Below are 26,960 nucleotides of genomic sequence, written 5' to 3' on the forward strand. Positions count from 1 at the left end.
TCGATGCCCTACTTCGCGGCCGGCGACGATCCCGGCGCCAGCTTCGTCGATCTGCTGCGGCGGACCGGCAGCGACCCGTTCGCCGAATTCGCGTCGGTCGCAGCCGACAACGCCTTGGCCGCCCTCGACGACGCCCACGCCACCACCGTGCTAGCCGTGCGCAGCGCTGAAGGCGTCGTCGTGGCCGGCGATCGCAGAGCCACCAGCGGCCACCTCATCAGTCATCGCGACATGCGCAAGGTATTTCCGGCGGACGCCTTCTCAGCAGTCGCCATCGCAGGTGCGGCAGGCCCGGCCGTGCAGATGGTGCGCATCTTCCAGCTGCAGCTGGAGTACTACGAGAAGATCGAGGGAAAACCGCTGAGCTTGGAAGGCAAGGCGAATCAGCTGGCCGAGATGCTGCGGGCGCACTTGCCTCAGGCCATGCGCGGTCTCCCGGTCGTGCCGATCTTCGCCGGATTCGACCCGATCGACGGGCGCGGCAGGCTCTTCCAGTACGACGTCACCGGAGGCCGCTACGAGGAACAGAATTACGCCACTGCCGGTTCCGGCGGCCTGCACGCGGGAACGGTGCTCAAGCTGGGCTACCGCGACGACTTGAGCGAGCAGGCTGCCTTGGCGTTGAGCGTGCAAGCACTGTGGCACGCGGCGGACGAGGACAGCGCCACCGGCGGACCTGATCCGGTACGCGGCATCTTTCCGGTGCTCGCAGCGATCGGCAGCGACGGCTTTCGCCAGGTGACCGACGGCGAGTCGGAAGCGGTCTTCGCGTCGCTGCAGGCCGAGCTGGCGGGCCGCCGCGGTGAGCGCGGCGATCCAGCCGATCCCGGTGTGGAATCCCGATGAGCATGCCCGGGCTGTACGTCAGCCCCGAACAGCTCATGCAAGACCGGGCGGACTACGCCCGCAAGGGCATCGCACGGGGCCGTTCGCTGGTGACGCTGGAGTACCTCGGCGGCATCGCGCTGGTGGCCGAGAACGCCAGCGCAACCCTGCGCAAGGTGTCGGAGATCTACGACAGGATCGCGTTCGGCGGTGTCGGCCGCTACATCGAGTTCGACCAGCTGCGCATCGCCGGCGTTCGCCACGCCGAGCTGAAGGGCTACCAGTACTCGCGATCTGACGTCGAAGCCCGAAGTCTCGCCAATCAGTATGCGCAGATGCTCGGGCAGTTCTTCACACACGAATTGAAGCCGCTGGAGGTGGAGATCGTAGTGGTGGAGGTGGGCATCGGCGGCGAACCCAACCAGATCTACCGCATCCAGTACGACGGCACGGTCATGGACGAAGAGGCGTACTGCTGCATCGGCGGCGATGCCGAAGCAGTGCGAGAGCGCGTCGCAGCGGGCTACAGCCCGGGCTTGGATGCCATCGAGGCCATCCGGCTGGCTTGCGCTGCGCTGGCCGGACCCGAACGCGAGATTGCCGCACCCGACCTCGAAGTCGCCGTGCTGGAATCGATCGTTCCCGATCCCACTCACCGTCGACGGTGCTTCCGGCGTCTCGACGACGCAGAAGTGCAGGCTGCGCTCAGTCGCGACGCAGCGCTCGACGATGCTGCGAAGCGGCCTCAGCGCAGACCGACGCAGCACGCACTTGCGGAGGAGGAGTCCTAGTTCGGAACTACCGTGAGCCTCGTGCAGCGCCGCATCATGGGTCTGGAGAACGAGTACGGAGTCACCTGCACGCTGCGTGGGCAACGACGCCTGAGTCCCGACGAGGTAGCGCGTTACCTGTTCCGGCGAGTGGTCTCGTGGGGGCGCTCCAGCAACGTGTTCCTCGCAAACGGGGCGCGCCTGTATCTCGATGTCGGCAGCCATCCCGAGTACGCCACGCCGGAGTGCGACACCGTCTATGACGTGGTGTGCCACGACCGTGCGGGCGAGCGAATTCTCGAACGGCTCGTCGCCAGTGCCACGCAGCGGCTGTCCGAGGAGTCGTTCAACGGCACGATCTACCTCTTCAAGAACAACACCGACTCGGCCGGCAACAGCTACGGATGCCACGAGAATTACCTGACCAGCCGCGCGGACGACTTCTCGAACTACACCGAGGTGCTGATTCCGTTCCTGGTGACCCGGCAGATCTACGCCGGCGCCGGCAAGGTGCTCAACACCGCCAAGGGCGCCCGTTACTGCATCACTCAGCGAGCGGAACACATCTGGGAGAGCGTGTCGAGCGCGACCACCCGCAGCCGCCCGATCATCAATACCCGCGACGAACCGCACGCCGACGCAGAGCGCTACCGGCGCCTGCATGTGATCGTGGGGGACTCGAACATGAGTGAGTACACGTCGTTCCTCAAGATCGGCGCAGCCTCGCTCATGCTGCGCATGCTCGAAGACCCGGCAGTCGTGCTGCGAGACATGACGCTGGAGAATCCGATCCGGGCAATTCGCGAGATCAGCCACGACATCACCTGCCGTCGCAACGTGCGCCTGGCCAACGGACGTGAAGCCAGCGCCATCGACATTCAGTCCGAGTACCTTGAGCGAGCATTGCGATTTGCCGAGACCAACGACCTCACCGACGAAGAATCACGTGCGTTGCGGATGTGGGAACACACGATGACCACCATCGCCCGCGACCCGTTCCAACTCGACCGCGAGGTGGACTGGGTCATCAAGCACAAGCTGCTCACCGACTACGCAGATCGAGCGCAGATCGGCTTGAACGATCCCCGCATCGCTCTGCTGGACCTGCAGTACCACCATGTCGACTCCCAGCGGGGCGTGTTCTACGTGCTGCAGCGCCGCGGACTGGTCGAGCGGATCCTGGATGACGCGGACGTGCGCCGGGCGTCGCAGGCGCCTCCGCAGACCACTCGAGCCAGGCTTCGCGGGGAGTTCGTGCGCGAAGCCAAGGCTCGACGCCGCGACTACACCGTGGACTGGGTGCATCTGAAGCTCAACGATCAGGCACAGCGGACCGTGATGTGCAAGGACCCATTCCGTTCACACGACGAGCGTGTGGACCAGCTGATTGCGTCGCTGTGATGCCGGTCGCGACGCGAGCACGCTGACCTGTCGCCAGATCAGCCGATGCCGCACCTTGCAAACTTGCGAGCCGCGAAGGTTCGCCACGTGAGACCCGGCTTGGCGCGCATCGCGCTTGCCGATCGAAGCGAGGCCTATGCGCTGACGGATCTGTGCGGTCCGGTGCAGGTCGGCGACATGCTGCTGGTGAACACCTGCGCGCTGGACCTGCAGCTGGGCAGCGGAGGCGCCCATGTCGTGCAGGCCAATCTCAGCTCGCCGCACCGAAGCACCGTGCGCAGCAGCGCTGCGGCGCGCACCAGCAGGGTTGTCAAGGCTCGCTACCTCGCCGAGCAGTTGCCGGTCGATGCCTATGAGGAAGCAACGGGCCCGATCCGCGACGATGCGGACACGGCGCCGCTTCCTGTGCTGGACCGCACGCGGGTGGTGCTGTGCGTGCTGCACAGCCACGCGCTGGCGCTTGCGGTCGCCCTGCGAGACGCCACCGGCACGGCGCCGGGATACGTCATGAGCGACGGCGGCGCGCTGCCATTCGTGCTCAGCGACTTGGCCGCCGACTGCTTGCAGCGCGGAGTGATCGCCGAGGCCGTGAGTGCCGGGCAGGCCTTCGGCGCTCCGATCGAGGCAGTCACCGTCGCCTCCGGTGTCGCTGCGTTGGCACGGCGCAACATCGAGCACATCGTGGTGGCGCCGGGCCCTGGCCACCTCGGCACTGGGCATCCGCTGGGCTTCTCCGGTCTGGATCTCGTCGGACATGCAGCCGTGCTGGACGCGCTCGGAGCAGCCACTGCGCTGGCTGCGCGTGCGTCCTCGATCGAGCCTCGGACTCGACACCGCGGCATCAGCCACCACACTCGGACCATGGCAGCGCTTGGCCCCGCCCGCACCGTCGTGCCGGTCCCGACCCGCCCAGCAGCCGAAACGACGGCCGGCGATGCTGCATGGATCGAGACACTGGGGCGGCGAGCCGTCCTCGTCACGCCGACCGATGTCGCAGACGCGCTTGCCCGGTCGGGCTTGAGCGTGACCTCCATGGGACGTCCGCTCGAGGGCGACGAGCTTGCCTGCGAGTGGATCGGCGCCGCTGCAGCATGGCTCGCTGCGTCGTCATGAGCGCTGCGCAAGAGTCGGGCGAGCCGGACATGCCCGACGCCGAATTGCCGCAGCCGCGCCAACCTCGCATCCGCCGTGCCATGAGCGGTCGGATGCGCAGCGTGCTGTCGTGGGCGTGGGTGCTGATCTGCGCAGTGCTGCTCGCGATGGTGATGCGTACGTTCATCATCGCCGCGTTCTACATCCCTTCGGCATCCATGTCGCCGGCGCTGGAGATCGGCGACCGGCTGCTGGTGTCCAAGCTCAGTTACCGCATCGGAGAGCCGCAGGCGGGCGATGTGGTGGTGTTCAGCACTCCGGCGTCCTTGCGGCCGTCGCGGACTGCAGAGCTCATCAAGCGAGTTGTGGCAGTCGGAGGCGAGACGGTCGAGGCGCACGCAGGTCAGCTGCTCGTGGACGGGAACCCGGCAAGCGAGGACTATCTCCCCGACGGGGTGAGGACCAGCGACTTCGGCCCCGTGCTGGTCCCCGACGGGCACGTCTTCGTCATGGGCGACAACCGCGAAGCGAGTCAGGACAGTCGCGTCTTCGGCACAGTCCCGGTGAGCGAGATTGTGGGGCGAGCCATTGCACGCTTCTGGCCTCCCTCGCGGCTCGGCGGACTGTGAGTCTGGCAGTCCTGCGCCGCAGGGCTGATTCGCCCGCTGCGCACACGATCACACAGACGGCTGATCACACAGACGGCTGCTCGCAGGCATCCATGTGCGAGTTCACCGTGGGTGCCGCAGGGGTGCCGATGCCGGCCAGCAGCCGGTCCACGTGGTCGCCGTACAAGCCGTCGAGACCCATCTCGCGCAACGCGGTCGCCACCCGGATGTGCTGGACATCCCAGGCAAAGCAGAGTCGCTCGAATCGGTGGAACAACGCTGCGAGGCCTCCGGTCCATTCCTTGGCCGGGAGGTTGACGGCGTCGATGCCGCTACGCGCCATGGCAGCGGCGTGACGTTCCGGGCCTTCCTTCATGCGCCGAACCCGAGTGGAGTCGACCGCTTTGGCGGTCGTGCTGTCGCGGACGTCCACGAGCGTGTCCCAGTGTCGGCTGCACAACCACAAGCGGTCCTCTGCGCCGGCGTCACGGGCGGCACCGATGACGGCCGGCGCTGCGGACGGATCCTTCAGGTCCACCGAGAGCTCTAGGTCGGTGCCGCAGGCCTCGTACATCTCCGAGAGCGTGGGAATCTCAGGTCCGATGCGTTCACGGGTCAGCGAGCTGAACGGGCGGCGCAGGCCCCGATGCCACACGACGCCGTCGTGATCCAGCATGGGATGCCCGTCGCGGCTCAACCAGACATCGGTTTCGAGTCCCGTTGCACCCATTTGGGCGGCCCGCGTGAACGTCTCCAGCGCATTGTCGGGGCCATGTGCCCGTCCGCCCCGGTGAGCGAAGGCAATCGGCGGTGTGCGTAGCGAGGGCAGCTGCTGCGGCGGCACGCCTCTATGGTGCCAATCCGTGTACCGCGGCGCGGGCATCTGCGCGTCGCGTCCGGGGCCGCCGAGCCGACGGTCGCACGCGGACAGGCACACGCGCTCGGCTGCGATCGCGCCGTGCAGTCCGGCGCCCTACAGTCCGGGCTGTGCCGATGATCTGGTGGCTGCCGGTCTCCGCGCTCGGTTTGCTGGCCGTTGTCAGCGTCGTCTTGATTCGTCGGCTGACGGCCGAGCTGCGAGCGGCGACACGTCGCGCGGCGTCCGTCGCCGATGCGGCGTCGGCAGTACACGCCGACGTCGTGCGGACTCGGGCAGCGATCGACAGCTTGGAGCTGCCGTCGGTACGCCGCGTGGCGGCCCACAGAGCACTCGGGTGGGCGACACGATGGGCGGTTCGACGGATGCTGCCCTAGAACCGGCGCGCCGGTGCGAGGTCCTACCATCGCACCGTGAGCCTGCAGCCGGCCGAGATGCTGATCATCGTGGTCGTAGCGTTGATCGTGCTGGGTCCCACACGCCTGCCCGGAGCGATCCGCAGCGTCGGCCGCGCCTTCCGGCAAGTGCGAGAGTTCTCGACCACGGTCCGACAGGAGATGGACGCCGCAATCTCGCCACCGGCGGTCGAGCCGGCATCGCCGCCCGCCCGCCCCGCAGCTGAGCCGGCCGCCGGAACGTCCGAGGCCGAGCACCGAGGCGGTGTCGATGAGCTCGACCGTGACGAGCGTCGCGATGCCGGCGACCAGGGTGACCGGCTCGACGACGAGAGCGCGACCAGCGACGGCACTGCGTGAGGCTCACGTGGCGCCGCCGGCCTCGGCCGACGACGATGGGATTCTGGGATCACGTCGCGGAGCTGCGCACTCGGCTCATCTGGAGCCTCGTGGCCGTCGGACTCGGCATGATCGTCGGGCTGATCGCGTACGACCGGCTGCTCAGCGAGGTGTTCCTGCCGCCGTACTGCAACGTGCTGGTATCCCAGGAGATCGACCGACCGTGCAGCCTGGTCATCACCTCGCCGCTGGAGGGATTTCGCACCAGAATCCAAGTGTCGGCGTACCTCGGCGTGGTGCTGGCGATGCCGGTGCTGTTGTGGCAGCTGTGGCGCTTCATCACCCCGGCGCTGGACCGGCGCGAGAAGCGCTGGGCCGTCCCGTTCATACTCGCCGGGTCTGTGCTGTTCGTGGCCGGCGCCGCACTGGCGTACTTCACCTTCGAGCGAGCGCTGGACTTCCTCATCGCGGTGAGCGGCGACGCGGTCGACCCCTTGCTGGGGCCGGGTTCCTACCTCGGCCTGGTGACGTTCATGATGCTGGTGTTCGGCATCGGATTCGAGTTTCCGATCGTGCTGATCTTCGCTCAGCTCGTCGGCATCGTCAGCAGCCGTCAACTCAGCCGCGCCCGCCGTTACGCCATTGTCGGCATCGTGGCCGGTGCAGCGATCATCACGCCCTCAGGAGATCCGATCACGCTCGCGGCCTTGTCGGTGCCGCTCTATGTGTTCTATGAGCTCTCGATTCTCGTCGGGCACCTGATCGTTCGCCGCCGGACTCGTCGATCCGACCCAGACACCCAACGGCCAGACGCTCAACGACAAGGCAGCCAACGATGAGGCCTGCCGATGGCCGCCGGCCGACCTCATGTGCGCAGGCACGTACGCAGGCGGTGTCCACATTGCCGGCGGATCTGCTGGCTGCGCGCGACATCACCCCGGACGAATTTCAGATCGAGGCATTCGCCGTGCTCGACCGCGGAGAATCGGTGCTGGTCACGGCGCCGACATCGTCTGGCAAGACGCTGGTGGCCGAATACGGGATCGCGACGGCATTGGAGCAGGGACAGCGAGCCGCCTACACAGCGCCGACCAAGGCGTTGTCGAATCAGAAGCTGCGCGAACTGAGCTCGTGGCTGGGCGCTGATCGAGTAGGCCTGCTCACCGGCGACAACGTCGTGCGCCCGCACGCCGACGTCGTGGTGATGACCACCGAAGTGCTGCGCAACATGATCTACGCCGCTTCGCACCACGTCGCGCAGTTCGGTCTCACGGTGCTCGACGAGATCCACTATCTCCAAGACCCGTACCGCGGCGCCGTCTGGGAGGAGATCATCATCAGCGCACCCGCGCACATGCGACTGGTGTGCCTGTCGGCAACAGTCAGCAACGCCCGAGAACTCGCCAGATGGATCGATGCCACCGCGGGCGCGTGCAGCGTAGTGGTCTGCTCGCAGCGTCCCGTGCCGTTGGAGGACCGCTTCCTGCTGTTCGATCGGCACAGCCGCCGGCTGGTCGATGTGCCGACGCTTCGAGACGGAGGTCAGAGCCCTGAGTTCGAGCGGGTGGCGGCACAGGCGAGCGTTCGCGCAGACCGTCGCCATCGGCATCGTCGCACCGGCATGCGGCCGGCCCGTCCACGACGCTCCGAGGTCGTCGAGCACCTGACGGCGGCGGGCAGGCTGCCGGCCATCGTCTTCGTCTTCTCTCGTCAAGGCTGCGACGATGCCGCACGGTCGCTGGTCGCGGGCGGGGTGGCATTCCTCGATGGACCCGAGCAGCATCGGGTGCGCCAGATTGCGACGGCTCACACGTCGCACTTCGAGCCGAGGGATCTGGCAGCGCTGGGCTACGACGACTGGCTGAACCAGCTCACTGCCGGTGTTGCGGCGCACCACGCCGGCTTGATGCCGGCCTTCAAGGAAGCCATCGAGGAGTGCTTTGCCGCCGGGCTGCTGGCGGTGGTGTTCGCGACCGAGACGCTGGCGGTGGGCGTGAACATGCCGGCGCGATCGGTGGTGGTCGAGCAGCTCAGCGGATACCGCGGTGAGGGCTTTGCGCTGCTGACGCCGGGTGAGTACACCCAGCTCACCGGTCGGGCGGGCCGCCGCGGCATCGACGAGGCGGGCTATGCCTACACGCTGTGGCAGCCGCATCTGGACTTCGCCGAGACGGCCCGGCTGGTCGCGAGCAACGAATTCGAGCTCGAATCATCGTTCCGGCCCACGTACAACATGGTCGCCAATCTCATGGCCAGCAGGACGCGGGACGAAGCAGTGGACCTCTTGGCGCAGTCGTTTTCCCAGTGGCGGGCAGATCGGCGGGTAGGCCAGTGGACGGAGCGGCTCGATGCCGAACGCGCCGAGCTGCGCACGGCCCGGGCGCGAGTGAGGTCGATGGGCGGCGGACGCGGTCGCCCACGGTCCCAGGCAGCAGCACGCGGCCCGTCGGCGCGTTCTGGCCGACACCGGCGCGGCGAGCCGTCATCGTCGCAGGGTCAGCGACACCTCATCGAGGCCGAACGTCACGTCGAGCAGGTTGCGGCGAGAGTGAGCCGTCTGAAGGAGCGGATCAAGCTCGCCGAAGGAGGACTGGTCCGCCGGCTCGATGCCGTGAGCGACGTGCTGAACGCCTTCGAGTGCGCAGACGGCTGGTCGCTGACGCCGACCGGTGACTGTCTGAGGGCGGTCTTCCACGAGTCTGACCTGCTCACCGTGCTGTGCCTGCGCGACGGCGTGTTCGACCATGTCGAGCCGGCGCAGCTGGCAGGCCTGGTGTCGCTGCTGACCTACGCGCACCGCAGCAGCCAACCGCCTCCCGCGCCGTGCTATCCGGACCAGGACTCTCGGACCCGAGCCGCGCACGTCTTCGAGCTAGCAGCCCAGATCCGCCGCGCCGAGCACCAGCGCGCCATGGCGACATCACGCGCGCCGGACGCGTCCTTTTTTGCCACGGTGTACGCATGGGCCGACGGGACGCCCTATGCCGACCTGCGCCTCAGCGATGCAGGCACCGACCAGATGCTGCCAGGCGGCGACTTCGTCCGCCAGATGCGACAGCTCATCGATCTGCTCGACCGAATTGCCGATGTCGCGCAGCAGCAACGTACGCGGCGTGTGGCAGCCGAAGCTCGCCAAGCGCTCGATCGCGGCGTGGTGGCCTCGGTGGTACACGTCGGCGACGACGCAGCAGCTATTCCAGCAGCCGGGCCAGTGTGGGCTGCAACGCACGGCGGACCGGACAGGTTTGCCCCGGTGCCTGTGGTGAGGCGCACACGCAGGCTGTCGTGACGATTCGACGCGGTGCCCAGTGGGGCGCCGGCTGCCCGCTGCCCGACGGGGCGCCCATTGCCGCGACCAATGCCGAGCTGCGACGGCTGGTCACCTGCCAGATGCGTGGCGACGCGCCGACCGTGCCCGTCGGCGTGGTGGGCGGCGATCTGTGGCGCGTGGTCGGCGCTCCGCCGGGCGGTGTCGAACGCCTGCGAGGTGCACGCGCCCGAACGGCGCCGATCGATCTCATCGAGGTAGCCATCGAGGGCCACCTCCGTTGGGCATGTGTCGGAGTCGTTGCGCGCCGCTCGTGGTGGCGCGGACCGGTGGTGGCGGCCGCGAACGTGGACCGGCTCGGGGAGTGGCGCATCGCTCCTGCAGCTCACCCCAACGACGGGCGTATGCACGTGGTCAGCACCGGAATCGACCAGCGTCCGCTCAGCGTGACCCAGCGGGTGCTGGCGCGGCGCCGGCTGCGGTCGGGCGCTCACGTGCCGCATCCGGCGATCTCCGTGCAGCGCGTGCGACGAGCCGAATTCCGGTTCGACCGCTCGCTGGCGGTGTGGCTCGACGGCGAGCGAGTCGGCGAGTGCCGCACGCTGACGGTCTCGGTCCGGCCCGGTGCTGCTGCCATCGCCTACTGAGCCGTGCGATGGTCCCCGGGCTGCGCGCCCACGGGCCGTACCATCACCGAGCAGTGCCGCACTCTTGCTCCAGGTGCCGGTGATCCGGTGATCCACTACGCCGCTGAGACGTTCACACCGGGCGAACGAGACGTGCTGCGGCGGTACGTGACGAACCTGCACTTGCCGGTCTTCGCACTCGTGAATCTTCCCGAGGTCGTCAAAGGAGCGCTCTTCGCGCGCTATTCCAGGTCGCACAAGACTCTGCGGCGGCTGCTGCTCGACGAGTTCGTGGACGACCTGGACATCTCAGGCGACGAGTCCATCGACGCCACCGCGGGAGTGGCCCGCGCCGAACAGCTGTACCAGCGCGTCTTCGTGGAGTACGGCGACGATTCGGTGGCCCAGCTCGGAGCAGTCCATCTCGCTTGCGAACAGGCATCCAACGTGCTCACCAAGGTGCTGGAGCGGGGACGGCTGATGTCGTACCTGGAGCAGTCCACCCGCTATTTGGCGTACGACGAACGCGTTCACGGTCGCTATCGGTACCACCGTCCTCCGGGGGTGACCAATTCGCCGGCCGGCACCCGCTACGTCGGCGACATCGACACGATGTTCGACGCCTACGGCGCGTTGGTCCGCCGGCTGGGCGCATGGCTCGCCGAACATCGCGGCGCGAAGGCGAGCCATGGCTCGGCGGGCAGCGCTGCAGCGTCTGGCGTCCCCGCCGGGGGGGATCTCGCCCGGCGCCGCGCCCTGCGGGCACAGGCGTTCGATGCGGCACGCGGCTTGCTGCCGGCGGCCAGCCTGTCCAATGTCGGCATTTTCGGCAGCGGCCAGGCCTACGAGGCGCTGCTGCTGAGAATGCGGTCACATCCGCTGCCAGAGGCGCGCAGCTACGCAGCGTTGATGCTGACTGAGCTGCGCAAGGTCATCCCGTCGTTTCTGCGCCGGGTCGACCAGGCAGAGCGCGGCGTGGTGTGGTCGGCGTACTTGGAAGCCAATCGCACGGCAATGGACGACGTCGCCCGGGAGCTGTTCGGCGACGAAACGCCGCAACCGGTGCCCGAAGTGGTGCTGAGCGACTGGGATCCAGCCGGCGAGGACAAGATGCTGACGGCGATGCTGTTTCCTCACACGGACCTGCCCGAATCGCAGATTGCAAGCCGTGTCGCCCAGATGACCGAGGCTCAGCGGCTGGACTTGGTGCGTCGGTACGTCGGCGAACGCTCCAATCGCCGGCATCGGCCGGGCCGAGCCCTGGAGCGGATCGACTACCGGTTCGACGTGCTGGCCGATTACGGGAGCTTCCGCGACCTGCAGCGTCACCGCCTGCTGACCATCGAATGGCAGCCGCTGACACCGCATCACGGCTACGTGGTCCCAGCACTCGTGGAAGCCGCCGGCGGAGGCGACGCCTACGACGACGTGATGGAGCTGTCGGCCGATCTCTATGGCGCACTCGACGAGGTCGCGGGACCGCTCGAAGCCTCGTATGCCGTTGCCATGGCCTATCGGGTGCGCTACAGCATGCAGTTCAACGCTCGAGAGGCCATGCACCTCATCGAGCTGCGTTCTCAGCCGCAGGGCCATCAGGATTATCGGCGCATCGTGGCCACGATGTATCACCACATCGCGGAGACCGCTGGTCATCGTGCCGTGGCTGCGATGCTGTCGCATGTAGACTTGTCCGAAGGCACCTTGGGGCGCCTGAGCGCCGAGCAGGACACGGTGCGACGGCGCTCGGCAGTACCTGCGTCGTCGCACCCAGCCTCAGCGAACACCCCCTCGCCGCCTGCAGCCGCGCGCACGACGACGGACTGAGGCTCATGGAGGTCACTGCTGTGCCGGCCGACGGGGAACACGTGGCTGCGCTGGCTGCGCTGGCTGCACAGGGCGTTGCCGAGCAGGCCGATGCCCGCGGCGGGTGGCTGTGGTCGCGCCGAGAAGTGCGCACAACGCCGTTCGGCGAGAGCTTGCAGGCGGCACTCGACGATCCTGACCAAGCCGTGTGGGTCGGACTGATCGACGGTGTGCCGATGGGCTACGCCGCCGTCGCCTTGGAGACACTGCACTCAGGAGAACGGCTCGGACGCGTCACGGACCTCTATGTGACCGCGGAGGCTCGCGACGTCGGCGTGGGGGAGACGCTGATCGGGGAGGTGCTGGCATGGTGCGAGGGTCAGAGCTGTGTCGGGGTGGACTCGTTGGCACTGCCCGGCAACCGGGCGACCAAGAACTTCTTCGAGACGTTCGGCTTCACTGCGCGCCTGCTGGTGCTGCACCGACCGCTGTCGCCCCAAGGCGGCTCGCCTCTCAGACGCCCGCCCCAGCCGCAGTGAGCGCACCTGTCCCTCACGTCTGCGTCGGCGGTGTCGCCGTGCGGGAAGCATCGGTGCTGTTGGTCCGCCGCGGGAACCCGCCCGCCGCCGGCCGGTGGGCATTTCCCGGCGGGCGCGTCGAGCCGCAGGAGAGCTTGAGCTGCGCGGTCGAACGCGAAGTCGCCGAGGAAACCGGGCTCGAGGTGCAATGCGGCGAGCTCATCGGCGTCGCCGAGCACATCAGCGACAGCCGGCACTACGTGATCTTGGACTACGCCGTGGAGTGCTCGCCCGTCGCCGTGCCGACAGCTGGCGACGATGCCGCAGAGGCTCGGTTTGTGAGCTTCGCCGAGCTGGAGTCCGGTTCGCTGCCGCTCTCAGTGGGGATGCGCGAGTTCCTGGACCGCTACGTCCTCAGCATCAGGCGCTGATTCGCCGGCGTCCGCGTTCTCGGCATCGGCGTTCTCGGCATCCGCGTTCTCGACATCCGCATGTCGGCGGCCGCTTCGCTTCGGCCGACGACGGCTCGCCGGCGCGGGCGCCACGCCGAGAGCAGCAGCAACCTCCGGCAGCCGGCTGGCGAACTTGCGAGCAGCCTCGAGGAGTTCCTCGGCAGGCGCCGCGGGGATGTTCGGCAGGACTATGTAGGGACGTATCGGCGAGAAGGCTGCCGCTTCGAGCACCACGGCAATCCGATGCTGCGAGTTGCCCGTCCCCAACGCAGCATTCGCCTGCGACGTCAGCTCCTCCGCGATTTCCGGCGGCAGCGGCGCACCTGCTTTGGGGGGCCGAGAACTGAGCCGCAGCGCTCGCACGACCCGGCCTTGGGCCAAGGTTTCGCGCAGCTCGAGGTGCCATTCCTGCTGGCTCTGTTCGACGCGCCGGTTCAGCCCGGCTCGGATCGTCTCGGCCAGCTCCCGCGTCTGGGCATCGCGGGCAAAGTCCTCAGCCGCCACGACCACGGACCGCAGATCGCGCAGGTCGACTCGGTCGATGCCTGCGAGCGCGGCATCGGCACGGTCTCGCCACTCGGCCATCTGCACCCGTCCGACCAGCGATTCTGCGAGTGACAAGAGACCGTCGGCGGGGACTTCGGACGCTCCGGCGGCTGCTGCCCTGCGGTTCTGTTCGGCGATCTCGGCACGCACAGCAGCGAGGCCACCGCGCGCAACCTGTTCCGCGACGATCCGCTGCTCGGCCGGCAAGGAGGCGAACAGCGCCTCTCGATGCATGCGCCCTGGCCGCAGCTTGGGCGCTCTGGGCCGTGACGGGCTGTCGGGCGACTCCGGCTTCGGCTGAGCGGAGTCGTGGCGGGTCTGCGATGCGCTTCGGTCACTGCTGTCGCGCTTGGGGCCGTCTCGCCGTCTTCGCGGTCGTTGTTCGTCGCGCTCGCCGCCTGGCACGGCGTCTGTCGAAGCCTCTCGACGCCGGCGCTGCGACTCGCGTGTGCCTCGTGCGCCCTGCGTGTTCCGATTCCCGCCGCGGTCACGCTTGCGTTGTCCGTCGGCGCCACGCTTGGGGCTGCCGCGGTCTGGGGCGTCGGTCGCCGAGGATGCGGCAGTGGATGTCTCCTTGCGCTGAGCCTCCTTGCGCTCGAACGTACCCAGCAGCTCGATGCGTTCGCTGGGCGGACGACCGCTTCGTGCCTTGGGCGGCAGGACCGCGGTGACGAAGATGCCGTCGATCTCGAACGCCGCGTCGACTCGCAGGACATCGCCCGCCGCAGCGTCGCTCGGCGCCAACTCGCCGTCGAGCAGGCCCTTGGGCTGCTTCGCGCCTGCGGCGCGCCATGTCCACGAGCCGTCCTCGCGTCGGCTGGTCAGCTCGATGTCGAGGCGCGGACTCACGGGAACTTCACCAGCACTCGCCGCAGCACTTGCCGAAGCGTAGTCCTTGCCGCAGCGGCAGCGACCAAAAGACGGTGCAGCCCGGCGTCTGGGCCGTACTCTCGCCCGCGAGCCCGTTTCCGCCTGCCGGCTTGTGCATGCGGGCACGAACGGCGGGCACGAGCGGCGCGCACGGTGGCCCGTCCGCTCTGCCGGTCCGCCCTCCACAGCCGAAAGGTCCCCGTCATGGCCGCACCTACCGCACCTGCTGAGATTGCCCGTGAGATTCGCGACACCGACGTCGCCGACGAGATGCGGAACTCGTTCATGCCCTACGCGCTGTCGGTGATGACGGCCAGGGCGATTCCCGACGTTCGGGACGGTCTCAAGCCAGTGCAGCGCCGGATCCTGTTCGTCATGGACGACCTGGGTCTGCGACCAGGGACACCGTTCCGCAAATCGGCCGGCGTCGTCGGGGAGGTGATGGGCAAGTACCACCCCCACGGCGACAATGCGATTTACGAAGCGATGGTCCGCATGGGCCAGAGCTTCTCCATGTCGGTGCCGCTGGTGGCGCCGAAGGGGAACTTCGGGAGCCTTGACGACCCTCCGGCTGCGTACCGCTACACCGAGGCTCGCCTCACGGAGGCGTCGATGACGATGGTCGCCGGCATCGACGAGGACACGGTCGACCTCGTGGCCAGTTTCGACGGCGAGCGGTCAGAGCCGTCGTGCCTGCCTGCCCTGCTGCCGAACCTGCTGGTCAACGGTGCGAGCGGCATCGCGGTAGGCATGGCGACCAACATGGCACCGCACAACCTGACCGAAGTCGCGGCGGCCATCAAGCTGGTGCTGCGCCGTCCGCAGCGCAAGCCCGGCACCGACGCGCTCATGAAGGTGCTGCCCGGTCCCGATTTCCCGACCGGCGGCATCGTCGTCTGCGACGAGCAGCTCACCGAGGCATACGAACGAGGTCGCGGATCGGTGCGCATCCGGGCCGAGGTCCACCTGGAACCGATGACGGCAACCCGGCAGGCCATCGTGGTGACCGAACTGCCCTACACGGTGGGTCCTGAGCGTGTGCTCGCCAAGATTCGGGCGCTGATGAAGACCGGTCAGCTCGACCAGGTCGGCGAGGCAGCGGACCTGTCGGACCGAGCCGGCGGGCTGCGTCTGGTCATCGAATGCCGACCGCACGCCGACCCGCACCAAGTGTTGGCCGAACTGTGGCGCAAGACGCCACTGGAGGAGTCGTTCGGCATCAACAACGTGGTGCTGGTTGGCGGAGTGCCGCAGACCCTCGGTGTCAGGGAGCTGTGCGAGCAGTACATCGCTCATCGGCTCGACGTCATCGTCCGACGCACGCAGCACCGTCTGGCGCGGGCCCGTGAGCGTGAGCACATCGTCGAAGGGCTGCTCATCGCGCTCGACGACATCGACACGGCCATAGCCGTTATTCGCAGCTCGGCCGACGTGGGGACGGCGCGTGCCGCGCTGACGGCGCGGCTTCGCCTCACCGAGGTGCAGGCCAACCACATTCTGGACATGCAGCTGCGGCGACTGACCGGCTTGGAGACCCAGAAGCTGCGAGATGAGCTGTTGGACCTGCGTGCTGCAATCGCTGCATACCTCGCCACGCTGGAATCCGACGAGCAACGCCGTCAGATCATCGCCGACGAGCTCGACGAGCTGGTCCAGCGATTCGGCACACCCCGTCGTAGCAGGCTGGTGGACCGCGCACTGCTCGATGCCCGAGCAGAGCGGCCTGCCGGTGCAGCGGCGCTGTCGGACGGCGGGGGAGGGGCCCAGTGCGCGTCGCCGGCGGGAACTGCTGCGGCGGGCGTCGGACCCGGAAGCGTCGTGGGTGTCAGCACGGTGACGCTGTCCACCTCGGGACTGCTCGGGCGCCGTCACGCCGAGGATCCGCTCTCGGCGAAGCCGGGCCGCCACGACGTGTTGGTCGCCTCAATCGTCGTGTCCGATCTCGAGCAGGTGACCGTGCTGACCGATCACGCGCGACTGTTCGCCATCGCCGTTCGGGACATCCCCGAGATGGCCCGTGGCAGTCGAGGCGCCTCTGCCGGCGAACTCCTCGACCTGTCGCGCGGCGAGCGGATCGTGGCGCTGTGGTCCGCCGACGCCGACACTGACCACTTGGCACTGGTGGCCCGCGGCGGCAGCGCCAAGCGTGTGGAGACAGCGGCGCTGCTGTCGCGTCGCGACGGCACCTCCGCTATGCGGCTCGCCGACCGCGACCGGCTCGTGGCAGCGTTCGCGGCGTCGGCCACAGCAGAGCTGGCGGTGATGTCGAGCGCCGGCCGAGTGCTTCGCACTGCATGCGAGGAGATTCCGCTGCGGAGGCCCGATGCCGGGGGAGTGAACCTCATCAGCCTTGCCCACGGCGCCACAGCGCTGGCCGCTGCGCCGATCGCCTTCGGCTCGCTTGCGGTCGCCGTCACCGACGAAGGGACGCTCAAGGTGACTGCAATGTCCGAAGTGCCGGCCCGACGTCGGGGCGGCGCAGGTTCGCCGGTGGTGCGCTTCGGCGGCTTTGAGACCTGCGTCGCCTACGCGTGGATCGGCCTGGACCGTCAGATTGCCGCGGTCGTCGCTGCCGACGGTGACGGAAAACGGCTCGACCCCACGCCCGCACGCCCTGAGCTGGTGCCTACCAAGCGCAACCTGCGGGCTCGGCTCGCCGGACCCAAGATCGTGGCCCTCGGCCAGGACCGGTTCGCATGACGTTGGCGCCGTCGACTGCGGTGGCCGACTACGACGCCGATGCCATCGAGGTGCTCGAAGGCCTGGAGGCGGTTCGCAAGCGGCCCGGCATGTACATCGGCGGAACCGGCACCGGGGGACTGACCCATCTGCTGTGGGAGATCATCGACAATGCCGTGGACGAGGCTGCCGCGGGCCATGGCCGACAGATCGACGTGACCTTGCACCCCGACGGCTCCTACGAAGTCGCCGACTGTGGCCGCGGTATCCCCGTGGACGCCAAGGACGGTGAGGTCACTGCGCTGGAGGTCGTGTTCACCGAGCTGCATGCCGGCGGCAAGTTCGGCACCGGCGCCTACGGTGCCTCCGGCGGCTTGCACGGCGTGGGCGCCTCGGTGGTCAACGCGCTGTCGTCGCGGCTTGAGGTCGAGGTGGACCGCAACGGACGTACCCACCGGCTCGAATTCCGGGACCGGGCGGCCGGCAGCACCGATGCCGCTGGAAGATTCCGCCGCGGCCATGCCCTCAAGATCGTCGGCAAGGTGCCGCCGAAGCGAACCGGCACCCGGATCCGCTTCTGGCCCGATACTGCGGTGTTCGACGGCGATGCTTCGATCAGCTACGCCGAGGTGCGAGAGCGCGTGCAGCAGACCTGCTTTCTGGTGCCCAAGGTGAAGATTGCGGTGACCGATCGCCGCAGCGAGCCCATGGTGCACGAGGAGCTGATGTCATCAGGCGGCTTGGCTGATCTGGTCGAGCACCTGAGCGGCGAGGCCGAGCCGGTGGGCGGCCTCGTCCAGCTGCACGGTGCCGACGAGTTCACCGAACAGGTGCCGGTGGACGGCAGCCTCGCCGAGGTCGTCCGCCGCTGCGAAGTGGAGGTGGCCATGCGTTGGAACGCCTCGTTCGACGCCCAGATCGTGAGCTTCGTCAACACCATTCCCACGCTCGACGGCGGGACCCACGTCGCCGGGTTCGAACGGGCGCTGACCACAGCGGTGAACGCCGCATTGACCGAGGCCGATCTGCGCAAGCTGCGCCGCCTGCGAGACGATGCCCGCGCGCGGCGCGACGACGCCCAGGAAGGCCTGGTGGCAGTCGTCCGGGTCACGTGTGCAGAGCCGCAGTTCCGGGGTCAGACCAAGCGCGAGCTGGGCACCCCCGCGGTGCAGCGCATCGTCAACAACGTGGTGCGCGACGGCTTGCGCGACTGGTTCTCGGGAGCATCGGCAGCCAGCAAACGAATCCACGTCAAAGCAGTGCTCGAGAAGATCTCCGATGCAGTGGTGAACAGGGTGGCGGCCAAGAGGACCTTGGACGAACGACGTCGGGCAGTATCGCTGGGCTCGAGCGCCATGCCGGCCAAGCTGGCCGACTGCCGCCTGCATCCCGACGGCGAGTTGCTGATCGTCGAGGGGGACTCCGCCGCCGGCCCGGCCAAGCGGTCCCGCGACAGCGCGTGGCAGGCCGTGCTGCCGCTGCGAGGCAAGGTGGTGAACGCCGGCAAGGGCACAGCCAAAGCCGTGCTCGACAACGCCGAGGCGGCGGCGATGTTCACCGCCATGGGCGGCGGCTCAGGCGCAGAGTTCGACTTGGACCAGACCCGCTACAGCCGCATGGTGCTGCTGGCCGACGCCGACGTCGACGGCAGCCACATCCGCTGCCTGGTGTTGACGCTGTTGTACCACTACATGCGCCCGCTGCTCGACGCGGGGCGAGTCTTCGCTGCACAGCCGCCAACGCACGCCGTCACCGTCGGCCAGCACAAGCACTTCGTCTACACCGCATCGCAACGCGACCGGCTGATCGCCGAGCTGGACGCCGCCGGTCGGCGCTACCGGCTGACGCGCTTCAAGGGACTCGGCGAGATGGACGACGACGAGCTCTTCGAGACCACGCTGAACCCCGAGACCCGAGTGCTGCGCAGGATCACCGTCGGCGACGCCGAAGCCGCGCAAGCGGCGTTCGAGGTGATGATGGGCACAGCCGTCGACCCGCGCAAGAATTTCATCATCACCCACAGCAGCAGCTACGGGCACGCGCTCGACGTCTGAGCATCACCGGCTGGGCATCAAAGGCTGGGCATCGAGCGCCGCTCGCTCGGCCAATCTCACAACGCCGATAATGCACATTATGTCAAGTTACCAACGTTGGCCGATGTTGGCCCGTGCTGGCCGCTGCCCAGCTCGCCCTCTGTGAGCGGTTTGCGAGTGCGGTAGCTTCAGCAGTCGGCATAGAAAGGCATCGCCATGGCTGCGAGCAATCCGGACAGCTACACCGGCCCGACGGAGGTCGATTTCCACTTCGACGTGATGTGCCCTTGGGCCTACCAGACCTCGTTGTGGATGCGAGACGTGCGGGACCAGCTGGGCTTGCAGGTCAACTGGAAGTTCTTCAGCCTCGAAGAGGTGAATCTTCGCGAAGGCAAGAAGCATCCGTGGGAACGCGACTGGAGCTACGGCTGGTCGATGATGCGGATTGGGGCGATTCTGCGGCGGGAGTCGATGGACCTGCTCGACGCGTGGTACGCGGCTTCGGGCAAGGCGCTGCACGTCGACGGCAACCGGCCGCATCACCCGGACGTGGCGCGCCATCTGCTGAGCCTCATCGGCGCCGATCCGGCCGTCGTCGACGCCTCTATCGAGGACCAGACGACCCACGAGGAGATCAAAGCCGAGCACCAGCGCGTCATCGACTCCGGCGGCTTCGGCGTGCCGACGCTCTACTTCGGCGACACAGCGATCTTCGGCCCGGTACTGCTCGACCCGCCCAGCGGAGATGCCGCGCTGCGCCTGTGGGACATCGTGCTGGGATGGCTCGAATTCCCGCATCTGTACGAGATCCAGCACGTGCCTCGCGACCAGCACAAAATCGTCGACACCTTTAGGCCGTACGTGCAGGCCCGTGACTGGGTGAGCATCAACCGGGGCGAGATCGTGGAGGTCGCTCAGTAATCGGAGTGTGTTGGCGGGTCGGCTCGGTGTTTGTCGGTCGATGTGAGCGACGATGCACTCAAAATCGGGTTGAGATCGGATTCAATGGTTCGCTGAATCGTGCGGTTAGCTTGCCGTTTGGCCGACCGCCGAAACTACGGGCCGGCGGGGGGTGGGGTGAAGTGTCGGGGTTTTCGTGAAGGTGCGGGATTGGGCCGTTTGGGGTCCGGGATGGTGAGCCGGTAGCGGTCGTGGCGTTTGGTGATGTGCCAGTTGTGGTCGTGGATGCGGTCGTGGCAGGACCAGCACACGAGCACGAGGTTGTCGAGCTTGGTTTTGCCGCCGCTGGTCCACGGGACGATGTGGTGGGCTTCGCATTCTTCGGGCGGCGCTGCACAGCCCACGCACGCGCCGTCGCGTGCGATCAGCGCGCGTCGTTGTGCCGTCGTGGGCGCTCGGCTCGGGGTGGTCTCATGGAGCGGTGTCAGGTCGTTTCCGAAGATGATCAGCGACAGGTCGTTGTTGCATGCGAGTCGCTGCAGCGTTGCGGCCGGGAGCGGCCCGCTGCCGGCGATCTCGACGCTGCCGCCCGCTTCGCCGAGGAGCGCGGCGAGGTCGGCACGCACGACGATCTGCGCGTCGGTGCGTGTGCGTCCCACACCGACGGGCTGGTCGACTACGTCAGCACAAGCACGGCAAGCCGCAGCAGCTACGGATGTGCCGGCGTTCGCGGCGGCTGGGCTCTTCTGGGCAGCCGCACGTGAACGGCACCCGCAACGCTGCTCGTTGCCAGCGTCGGCGACGGACGCGGCGACCCCGTCGGAAACCGGCTGCCCGACTGTGAGGCGGCTGTCGCAATCACGCGACGCAGAGCTCGTGGCCGAATCAGCCGACAGACAGGTGTCGACGGCGAGAAGCCGGTCGAGTGCGTCGGCCATGCGCTGGTCACGGGTCCGAACAGCGCCGTCCATATCACCGATGCCGCCGACGGCTGTTTGGTTACGCAGCCGGCGGCGGTCGTCTCGGCGCAGGAGTTCGGCTTCGCGGTGAAGGCGCCGGCTGATGCGGGCGCCCATCTCGACATCGAAGCTGCCCCGCAACAGCACCGACCCGTCATCGCCCTCGAACACCCGAACATGCCGATGGCGACGGTTGCGGCGATGCCGCGCAGCGAGTTCTTCGCCGTCTTGATGACGCAGCGTCCAGCGCCGAGTGGTCTGCGCGAACTGGTCCGCAGGCGGCGTCTTGGCCAGGTGAACCAGCTCGGCGCTGTCCTGGACGGCTTGTGTGCTGGTGCTGCGCGCAGCCTGCACCAGCCGCGCCGCGTTCGCAATGCTGATCTCGCCGGCTGCGACTCCGGCTTGCGCGGCGGGCAATTGTTCCAGCTCGACGGCAGTACGAACATTGCGCACAGCGTCCGAGCGTGTCAGGCCGCTGATCTGGTTCAACAGCCCGGCGCCGCCGTCGCCGTGACGCTCACGTCGAGCCACCAACGCAGCCGCCCGCGACTCCAACAGCTCCGCACGAGCACGCAAACATTTGCTCTCACTCAACACACGCCGCAGCTCACCAGTAGACACAGCCTCCAAGCAATCGAGCGCTGCACTCAGGCATTCCGAGGCTTGACGGACGTGCGAGAACATGCAGTAACGCTATCAGAAAACTGACTCAAACACAACCACATGGGCAATAGATTTTGACCAAATCTCGAGTCCCAAAATTGCCACCGAAAAGGACCGACATATAGCCTACTTTCGCACATCCAAACCGACTTACAGATCTGACCAAAGGCGACGGTTCGACAACGCTTCGATCGACTTGCAGAAGCCTGGACACTCAGAACAAGCGGTGATTCAACTCACACCACTCGCAGGTCTTCCCGCACGCCGCACCGGTATGGGCGCGTTCGTAACGGCACAACATCGTGCCGATGGTATAATCCACCCACGCGAGCCGCCGCAGGCCGTGACGCGCCGAGAAGCGTCAGCGCTTGGTGAAGGTCACGACCCAGTCACCGACAGCGTCGATCTCCAAAGCTAACTCACCCGGCGCGCAATCGAACAGATCGAACAGACCGTCACCTACCTTGATCACGCTCGATTCATTCGCTTCAGCGCCCATCGCCAGCGCCACGAAATCGCAGAGGCCACCGTCGCTGTCTAGGAGTTTGACGGTGAACTCTGCTCCGATGCCTAACTCACCCTCGTTGCCTTTCACACTCGATTCCACAACCCAGCGGCCTTCGGTGAGCGTCACGAACTCCACGGCATTGCCCGTGCCGGCGAAGTCGATGTCGACGGGCACATCAGCGGCTGTGCCAGCTGTGCCAGCGTCAGCGGCTGTGGTTGCTGGGGCGGCCGTCGTCGGCGCCACCGCTGGGGCCGGTACTTGGTCGTTCGCTGCCGATTCCCCATCGTCGCCGGAGGAGGACAATGCACCGCTGATGATGACGATGAGCACAATGCCGCCCACTGCAAACAGCAGCAGCCTCTTGAAGCCCCAACGACGTTTCTTCTTCGGCCGCTCTGCAGCGGCGCCGTGAGATCCTGGCGATGTCGCAAGGCTGTCGTCGGGCGGCAGCTCGGCGGGCTGGAGCGAGCGAGGCCTGTTGTCCTTGGGCATGGGTGGTTCCCTCCAAGCAGGAGACACGGGTGTGTGCGATCACCACCACGCCAACCACAAAGAGGGAACCTCGGAACCGGTTCCCCCGCTCCGTGGTTGGCAGACCTGTCGGCCCTAGGTGGTGATCGCAGCAGCCAACCTAGCAGCCAGCACCCGCAGCCCGGTTGCTGTCGCAAGCGCCCGCCGCGGCACCGGCCGATGACACTCAGCGAGCGGGCCACCGACGGCTCGGTTCAGCGGCGGTATCTCAGCAGTGCGGACACCGCTGCGCAGGCACGAGCGGAAATCGGGTGGAAGCGCCCCTGCTGGTCAGTGGAGCCTCAGGCGCCGGGCTGATCCTCTTCGTCGTCAGCGAGCAGGCCTCCGGCTGCGGCCAACGCCCCGGCCATCGCGACGGCGCGTTGGTAGACAGCCTCGAAGTAGTGCTCTGCTGCCGCTTCGCGTCCGGCGAGCGGCGGCTTGCCGAGCGAGCGCACGGTCGACGTCGGGTCGCTCGTGACCGTGATCGGACGGGTCGCAGTCCAACGGCTGTGCGAAGTCGGCGCGGCGGGCCCGATGCTGGGCTCGGCACCGGGTTCAACACTGGACACGTCCGTTGCCGGTGCAGCTGCGCCGTGCCAGAACGCCGTGCTCGCTTCGGCTGCTTGTCGCCGTTGCGCCTCGGTATCGTCGATACGACGCGTGCGGGACTGCTTGCGCCGCCGCTTGCTCATGAGCTGCCTGCGGTGACCGGCAGCCGCTCCCCGCTCGGGCCGTCGCTGTAGGGCGAGCCGTTCTCGATCCAGTCGAGTTCGTCGGCGAGCAGTGCATCAGTATCGATGCCCAAGGCTCGACGCAGCTGGTCGGCGTCGAGGTCGCCGATAGAGCTGGACTTGGGCAGGATCATGTCGGCGATGCGTCGCTTGCCGCTGACCACCTCTTCCACCCGTTCGTCAACCGTGCCAGGGCAGACCAGGCGGTGACAGATGACCGTGCGTTCCTGACCGATGCGCCACGCCCGATCGCGCGCCTGGTCTTCGACTGCGGGGTTCCACCAACGGTCATAGAGCACCACATGGCTGGCTGCGGTCAGATTCAAGCCGGTGCCGCCTGCCTTGAGCGACAGAACGATCGCTCCGGGACCGTCCTCGGCCTGAAACCTCTGCACCAGGCGATCGCGCGCGCTGCGGCCCAGTCCGCCGTGATAGCAGTCGATCTGCAGTCCGGTCCGCTGCGTCAGGTGATCGGCCAGCCGCTCGCCCCAAGTGGCGAAGTGGGTGAAGATCAGCGCTCGCTCGCCGGCAGCGAACACCACGTCCAGAATCTCATGGAGCCGTGCCAGCTTGCCGCTGCGTCCTTCGATTCGCGTATCGAAGTCGTCCGGGCGGTAGTTGAGCGGGTGGTTGCAGATCTGCTTGAGGGCGGTGATGGCAGCCAGCACAACACCCTTGCGCTGGTTCCCTGCTTGTTCGCTCTCCGCTGTGTCCGCCACCAACTGGTCGAGCACCGCTTGGTACAGGCCGATCTGCTCCGGCGTCATCGCGCAGTGCGCCAGTTCGTCGATGCGGTCGGGCAGTTCAGCGGCGATCTGCGACTCCGCCTTCGTGCGACGGAACACCAGCACCCCATTGAGCGCGTGCAACGCGGACTCGGCAGCCCCGCGTGCGTCGCCGAGCTGCTGCAGCTGAGCGATGAACGACGCTCGCGAGCCAACCAAGTCCGGATTGCAGAAATCCATGATCGCCCACAGATCGCCGAGCCCGTTCTCGATCGGCGTTCCGGTCAACGCGAGGCGAATGCGAGCCGACAGCCGCCGAAGCTGCTTGGCAGTCTCGCTCGTGTGGTTCTTGATGACCTGCGCCTCATCGACGACGATGCGGTCCCAGGCGATGTCTTCGAGCGCATCGATGTCACGCACGGCAGTTCCGTAGGTCGTGATCACCACGTCGATCTGCCCTGTGTCGATCCGCCCTGTCAAGGCGGTGTCTGCCCTGGCACGGACGGCGCCGTCACGATCAGCACCGTCGCGCAGGATGCGGACCAGTTCTGCTGCGTCGCGCCGGGCAGGTCCGTGATGCACGATCACCGACAGTCCTGGTGTGAAACGCGCCGCTTCGGCGGCCCAGTTGCTGACGACAGCCGGCGGCGCGATGACCAGTGCAGGAGCTTGGCGCAGGTCTGCTGCTATGCGAGCGAGCACCGTGGGGGTCTTCCCCAAGCCCATGTCCAACGCGAGACAACCTCCGAGGCCGGCACCGTCGAGAAACTCCAGCCAGGCCAGCGCCTCGGCTTGGTAGCTGCGCAGCGTTCCGACGAAGCCGTGCGGGCTCGTCCGCGGTGTACTCGAGATCGCGGCCGCCGAGCGCAGCAGATCGGCCGCCCAGCCGCTCCCGGCAATGGTGATGCCGCCGCGCACGGAAGGTCCTTCGAGTCCCAATGCCTGGCGCAGCATCTGCGAACCGGACAGGGCGGTGACGCCGGCCCGCTCGGCGAGTGCGGCGGCTGCCTCGGCGAGGTCGGCATGGTCGAGCGCAATCCACCGGCCTCGATCGCGCACCAGCGGTCGAGCCTGCGAAGCCAGCTCATGAATCTGATCCGCGGTCAGCTCCACGTCTCCGAACGCCGCCGTCCAGCTCACTGCGGTCAACTGCTGCGCACCCAGGCTGGCGGGGGCGCCGTCGGTTGCAGTGAGTCGCAGCGACGGTGCCGGACGCTCACGGGAGAGGTTGGGGACTTCGACCGTGAAGCCTGCTGACTGCAGCGCCGGTCCGGTCACCGACATCAGCTGCCAGGCCTCGTCCTGGCTGAGCACCACCTCGCCTCGCCGCTTCCCGCCCGGGCGCATCAGCACGGGCAGCAGCCGTTCGAGGCGGGTGAGCTGATCACGCACTTCGGTGCGATGCGCGCTGACGCCGCTCACCATGGCAACTTCGACAGGCTCGTTCACACCTTCGGGACTCGTGGCCAGCACCTCCATGTGCCATGCTCCGGCGTCGTCGGGCTCGTCGAGCCGCACAACCAGCGACTGTCGCGCCGCAGCGGTCACCGACCGCGCCCAGAGCTCGATGCGCCGGGCCAAGTCGGCGCCTTGGGCTGCCGAACCGACGAATCGAGTGCCGTCCAGATACGCGAGAAATGCCTCTGCCATCTCGGCGCGACTTCGAGGCTCAGGCGACGCGGCGGGCACATCCAGTCGTCGAGCAGCGCTCGTGACGATGGCATCGACGGTTCCGGCCAAGACGGACTGCACGGTGGCGCTCGGCTCAGCCTTCGGATCGGCCGCAGCCACAGCGCCCGGCAGGCACCCGACGAGCTCCTCCAGCCGCGCTGCTTCCAGCGACGCAGGCTGCCACTGCACCGAGAACTCCGCAGTGTCGGGCCGCTTGCGGTTGCGCCGCTTGCGGACGCGATGAAGCCGCGGCACGATTCGTCCGCCGGCAACCAGCTCCACGGCCGTCCTCGCCGCCGTGCGCAGCCACATCGCGCTGGCACCCAGCAGGAGATCGTCGCTCGGGTCCAGATCGGCGTCGTCACCGTCCGCTCGACGATCCCGGCAAGCACGGCTGGCCGACGGGCCGTCGAGGCCGACCAGCCAGCCCAGCACGTCCCCCACCTCAGCCACGAGCGACTCCGCGTGTACACCGCCTGGCAGTTCCAGATTCGGGCGGGCACACCAGACGCCGTCGGGCGCGCCGACGGCTGCCAAGCGGTCCATGACCCGCTCCGCGGACTCGGGCTCGGCGCCTGCCCCGCCGGCCCACGCAACGATCCGGCCCGGCAGCCAAGACAGCTGCAGGGCAACTGCTTCGGGCAGCACCTTGGATTCGCCGCGGTCGTCGGCGGCCGTCTTGGCGGTGCTCGCCGTGCCTGTCCTTGCATTGCCTGTGGCGGCAACGTCGGGGCCGGCATCTGCCTCAGGCTCGTCGACTGATGCAGTCGCATCACCGCCCGTCAGGCGTTCGTAGACAGCAGCAAGCTCAGCGAAGTCGACCTCGAAGTCCCGCACAACCTGCCGTCTGATCGGCCGCGGCAGACGACGTGCCGCCGCAAGGGAATCCTCAGTCTGATCCAGAAGGTCCAGCAGGACACGTTCTCGTCGAACCGGGTCAGTCTCGAGCGCGGCGATGTCCTGCTGTCGGGCGGTCCCCTGCGCGTCGGCCCAGACGAGACGCGCGATCTCAGACCAGCTCATCGTCGCAAGCGCCGACGAGGCAGTGCCATTGCGCCTGCCGCGTTCCGCAACCGCATCGCTGTCGCGCCAAGCGTCGGTTGCCGACGTAGTCCCGGCATGCACCGGCACGCTGTGGTTCGCAGTTGCGGTCAGAGTGTCGTGATCGCTCATCGCGTCATGTGATGT

Annotated in this window: 22 protein-coding genes; 16 read left to right on the forward strand and 6 right to left on the reverse strand. The window is 67.7% G+C overall.

Translation table 11 applies throughout. The features are described 5' to 3' along the window. Positions 1-3 precede the first annotated feature (3 nt). From prcB to lepB, 5 genes are all read left to right on the forward strand, one after another. Positions 4-846, forward strand: coding sequence for a proteasome subunit beta (gene prcB / locus ACOGI4_RS09460; RefSeq protein WP_419841422.1), 843 nt, complete (start codon positions 4-6; stop codon positions 844-846). Beyond that, complete coding sequence (gene prcA / locus ACOGI4_RS09465) at positions 843-1,616, forward strand: proteasome subunit alpha (protein ID WP_419841423.1); 774 nt, start codon at positions 843-845, stop codon at positions 1,614-1,616. Before prcB ends, prcA begins: the two co-directional genes overlap by 4 nt. 21 nt (positions 1,617-1,637) lie before the next feature. Next, entirely contained in the window at positions 1,638-2,996 is a 1,359-nt protein-coding gene (gene pafA / locus ACOGI4_RS09470) for a Pup--protein ligase (RefSeq protein WP_419841424.1), read from the forward strand. An 87-nt stretch (positions 2,997-3,083) separates the two neighbouring features. Next, on the forward strand, positions 3,084-4,109 hold the full coding sequence (locus ACOGI4_RS09475) for a DUF3866 family protein (RefSeq protein WP_419841425.1): 1,026 nt from the start codon (positions 3,084-3,086) through the stop codon (positions 4,107-4,109). Further along, complete coding sequence (gene lepB, locus ACOGI4_RS09480) at positions 4,106-4,717, forward strand: signal peptidase I (RefSeq protein WP_419841426.1); 612 nt, start codon at positions 4,106-4,108, stop codon at positions 4,715-4,717. The genes ACOGI4_RS09475 and lepB overlap by 4 nt, the downstream gene beginning before the upstream one ends. A 64-nt stretch (positions 4,718-4,781) precedes the next feature. On the opposite strand, the gene ACOGI4_RS09485 is transcribed toward lepB, so the two are convergent. Beyond that, positions 4,782-5,540, reverse strand: coding sequence for a glycerophosphodiester phosphodiesterase (locus tag ACOGI4_RS09485; RefSeq protein WP_419841427.1), 759 nt, complete (start codon positions 5,538-5,540; stop codon positions 4,782-4,784). Positions 5,541-5,683: 143 nt separating this feature from the next. Here ACOGI4_RS09485 and ACOGI4_RS09490 point away from each other — a divergent pair, with 143 nt between their 5' ends. From ACOGI4_RS09490 to ACOGI4_RS09525, 8 genes are all read left to right on the forward strand, one after another. Next, positions 5,684-5,950 (forward strand): hypothetical protein, encoded by a 267-nt coding sequence (locus ACOGI4_RS09490; protein ID WP_419841428.1) that lies wholly within the window; start codon positions 5,684-5,686, stop codon positions 5,948-5,950. Positions 5,951-5,986: 36 nt separating this feature from the next. Beyond that, on the forward strand, positions 5,987-6,328 hold the full coding sequence (gene tatB, locus ACOGI4_RS09495; protein ID WP_419841429.1) for a Sec-independent protein translocase protein TatB: 342 nt from the start codon (positions 5,987-5,989) through the stop codon (positions 6,326-6,328). Further along, on the forward strand, positions 6,325-7,146 hold the full coding sequence (tatC, locus tag ACOGI4_RS09500; protein WP_419841430.1) for a twin-arginine translocase subunit TatC: 822 nt from the start codon (positions 6,325-6,327) through the stop codon (positions 7,144-7,146). The genes tatB and tatC overlap by 4 nt, the downstream gene beginning before the upstream one ends. Before the next feature lie 53 nt (positions 7,147-7,199). Further along, complete coding sequence (locus tag ACOGI4_RS09505; RefSeq protein ID WP_419841431.1) at positions 7,200-9,596, forward strand: DEAD/DEAH box helicase; 2,397 nt, start codon at positions 7,200-7,202, stop codon at positions 9,594-9,596. After that, positions 9,593-10,222 carry a diacylglycerol/lipid kinase family protein gene (locus ACOGI4_RS09510; protein WP_419841432.1) on the forward strand — a complete coding sequence of 210 codons (630 nt, stop codon included), beginning with the start codon at positions 9,593-9,595 and terminating at the stop codon, positions 10,220-10,222. The genes ACOGI4_RS09505 and ACOGI4_RS09510 overlap by 4 nt, the downstream gene beginning before the upstream one ends. An 87-nt stretch (positions 10,223-10,309) precedes the next feature. After that, the gene (locus tag ACOGI4_RS09515) at positions 10,310-12,025 is read left to right on the forward strand and encodes an FAD-dependent thymidylate synthase (protein WP_419841433.1); all 1,716 of its coding nucleotides are present in this window, start codon (positions 10,310-10,312) and stop codon (positions 12,023-12,025) included. A 5-nt stretch (positions 12,026-12,030) separates the two neighbouring features. Continuing rightward, the gene (locus ACOGI4_RS09520; protein ID WP_419841434.1) at positions 12,031-12,543 is read left to right on the forward strand and encodes an N-acetyltransferase family protein; all 513 of its coding nucleotides are present in this window, start codon (positions 12,031-12,033) and stop codon (positions 12,541-12,543) included. Continuing rightward, a complete protein-coding gene (locus ACOGI4_RS09525) occupies positions 12,540-12,953 on the forward strand; it encodes an NUDIX hydrolase (RefSeq protein ID WP_419841435.1) in 414 nt (137 codons plus the stop codon). Before ACOGI4_RS09520 ends, ACOGI4_RS09525 begins: the two co-directional genes overlap by 4 nt. On the opposite strand, the gene ACOGI4_RS09530 is transcribed toward ACOGI4_RS09525, so the two are convergent. Further along, complete coding sequence (locus ACOGI4_RS09530; RefSeq protein WP_419841436.1) at positions 12,900-14,369, reverse strand: hypothetical protein; 1,470 nt, start codon at positions 14,367-14,369, stop codon at positions 12,900-12,902. The two genes, ACOGI4_RS09525 and ACOGI4_RS09530, sit on opposite strands and share 54 nt — an antisense overlap. A 225-nt stretch (positions 14,370-14,594) precedes the next feature. Here ACOGI4_RS09530 and ACOGI4_RS09535 point away from each other — a divergent pair, with 225 nt between their 5' ends. From ACOGI4_RS09535 to ACOGI4_RS09545, 3 genes are all read left to right on the forward strand, one after another. Then, positions 14,595-17,090, forward strand: a complete 2,496-nt coding sequence (locus tag ACOGI4_RS09535) for a DNA gyrase/topoisomerase IV subunit A (protein ID WP_419841437.1) — start codon at positions 14,595-14,597, stop codon at positions 17,088-17,090. Next, positions 17,087-19,123, forward strand: coding sequence for a DNA gyrase/topoisomerase IV subunit B (locus ACOGI4_RS09540; protein ID WP_419841438.1), 2,037 nt, complete (start codon positions 17,087-17,089; stop codon positions 19,121-19,123). Before ACOGI4_RS09535 ends, ACOGI4_RS09540 begins: the two co-directional genes overlap by 4 nt. Before the next feature lie 195 nt (positions 19,124-19,318). After that, the gene (locus ACOGI4_RS09545; RefSeq protein ID WP_419841439.1) at positions 19,319-20,023 is read left to right on the forward strand and encodes a DsbA family protein; all 705 of its coding nucleotides are present in this window, start codon (positions 19,319-19,321) and stop codon (positions 20,021-20,023) included. Between the two features lie 134 nt (positions 20,024-20,157). On the opposite strand, the gene ACOGI4_RS09550 is transcribed toward ACOGI4_RS09545, so the two are convergent. The 4 genes from ACOGI4_RS09550 to ACOGI4_RS09565 form a co-directional block, all read right to left on the reverse strand. Next, a complete protein-coding gene (locus ACOGI4_RS09550) occupies positions 20,158-21,645 on the reverse strand; it encodes a DUF222 domain-containing protein (protein WP_419841440.1) in 1,488 nt (495 codons plus the stop codon). Positions 21,646-21,985: 340 nt separating this feature from the next. Then, positions 21,986-22,306: a hypothetical protein gene (locus ACOGI4_RS09555; RefSeq protein ID WP_419841441.1), complete on the reverse strand. Its 321-nt coding sequence runs from the start codon at positions 22,304-22,306 to the stop codon at positions 21,986-21,988. Between the two features lie 638 nt (positions 22,307-22,944). Next, positions 22,945-23,337, reverse strand: coding sequence for a hypothetical protein (locus ACOGI4_RS09560; RefSeq protein WP_419841442.1), 393 nt, complete (start codon positions 23,335-23,337; stop codon positions 22,945-22,947). Then, on the reverse strand, positions 23,334-26,945 hold the full coding sequence (locus ACOGI4_RS09565; protein ID WP_419841443.1) for a DEAD/DEAH box helicase: 3,612 nt from the start codon (positions 26,943-26,945) through the stop codon (positions 23,334-23,336). The genes ACOGI4_RS09560 and ACOGI4_RS09565 overlap by 4 nt, the downstream gene beginning before the upstream one ends. Positions 26,946-26,960 lie beyond the last annotated feature (15 nt).

Origin of the sequence: Candidatus Poriferisodalis sp., assembly GCF_965205175.1 — a bacterium.
Classification (GTDB): domain Bacteria; phylum Actinomycetota; class Acidimicrobiia; order Acidimicrobiales; family Poriferisodalaceae; genus Poriferisodalis.

Coding starts and splice junctions, on each gene's coding strand:
- prcB (WP_419841422.1), top strand. CDS start 4: ATGCCCTACTTCGCGGCCGGCGACGATCCCGGCGCCAGCTTCGTCGAT.
- prcA (WP_419841423.1), top strand. CDS start 843: ATGAGCATGCCCGGGCTGTACGTCAGCCCCGAACAGCTCATGCAAGAC.
- lepB (WP_419841426.1), top strand. CDS start 4,106: ATGAGCGCTGCGCAAGAGTCGGGCGAGCCGGACATGCCCGACGCCGAA.
- ACOGI4_RS09520 (WP_419841434.1), top strand. CDS start 12,031: ATGGAGGTCACTGCTGTGCCGGCCGACGGGGAACACGTGGCTGCGCTG.
- ACOGI4_RS09535 (WP_419841437.1), top strand. CDS start 14,595: ATGGCCGCACCTACCGCACCTGCTGAGATTGCCCGTGAGATTCGCGAC.
- ACOGI4_RS09540 (WP_419841438.1), top strand. CDS start 17,087: ATGACGTTGGCGCCGTCGACTGCGGTGGCCGACTACGACGCCGATGCC.
- ACOGI4_RS09545 (WP_419841439.1), top strand. CDS start 19,319: ATGGCTGCGAGCAATCCGGACAGCTACACCGGCCCGACGGAGGTCGAT.
- ACOGI4_RS09550 (WP_419841440.1), bottom strand. CDS start 21,645: ATGTTCTCGCACGTCCGTCAAGCCTCGGAATGCCTGAGTGCAGCGCTC.
- ACOGI4_RS09560 (WP_419841442.1), bottom strand. CDS start 23,337: ATGAGCAAGCGGCGGCGCAAGCAGTCCCGCACGCGTCGTATCGACGAT.
- ACOGI4_RS09565 (WP_419841443.1), bottom strand. CDS start 26,945: ATGAGCGATCACGACACTCTGACCGCAACTGCGAACCACAGCGTGCCG.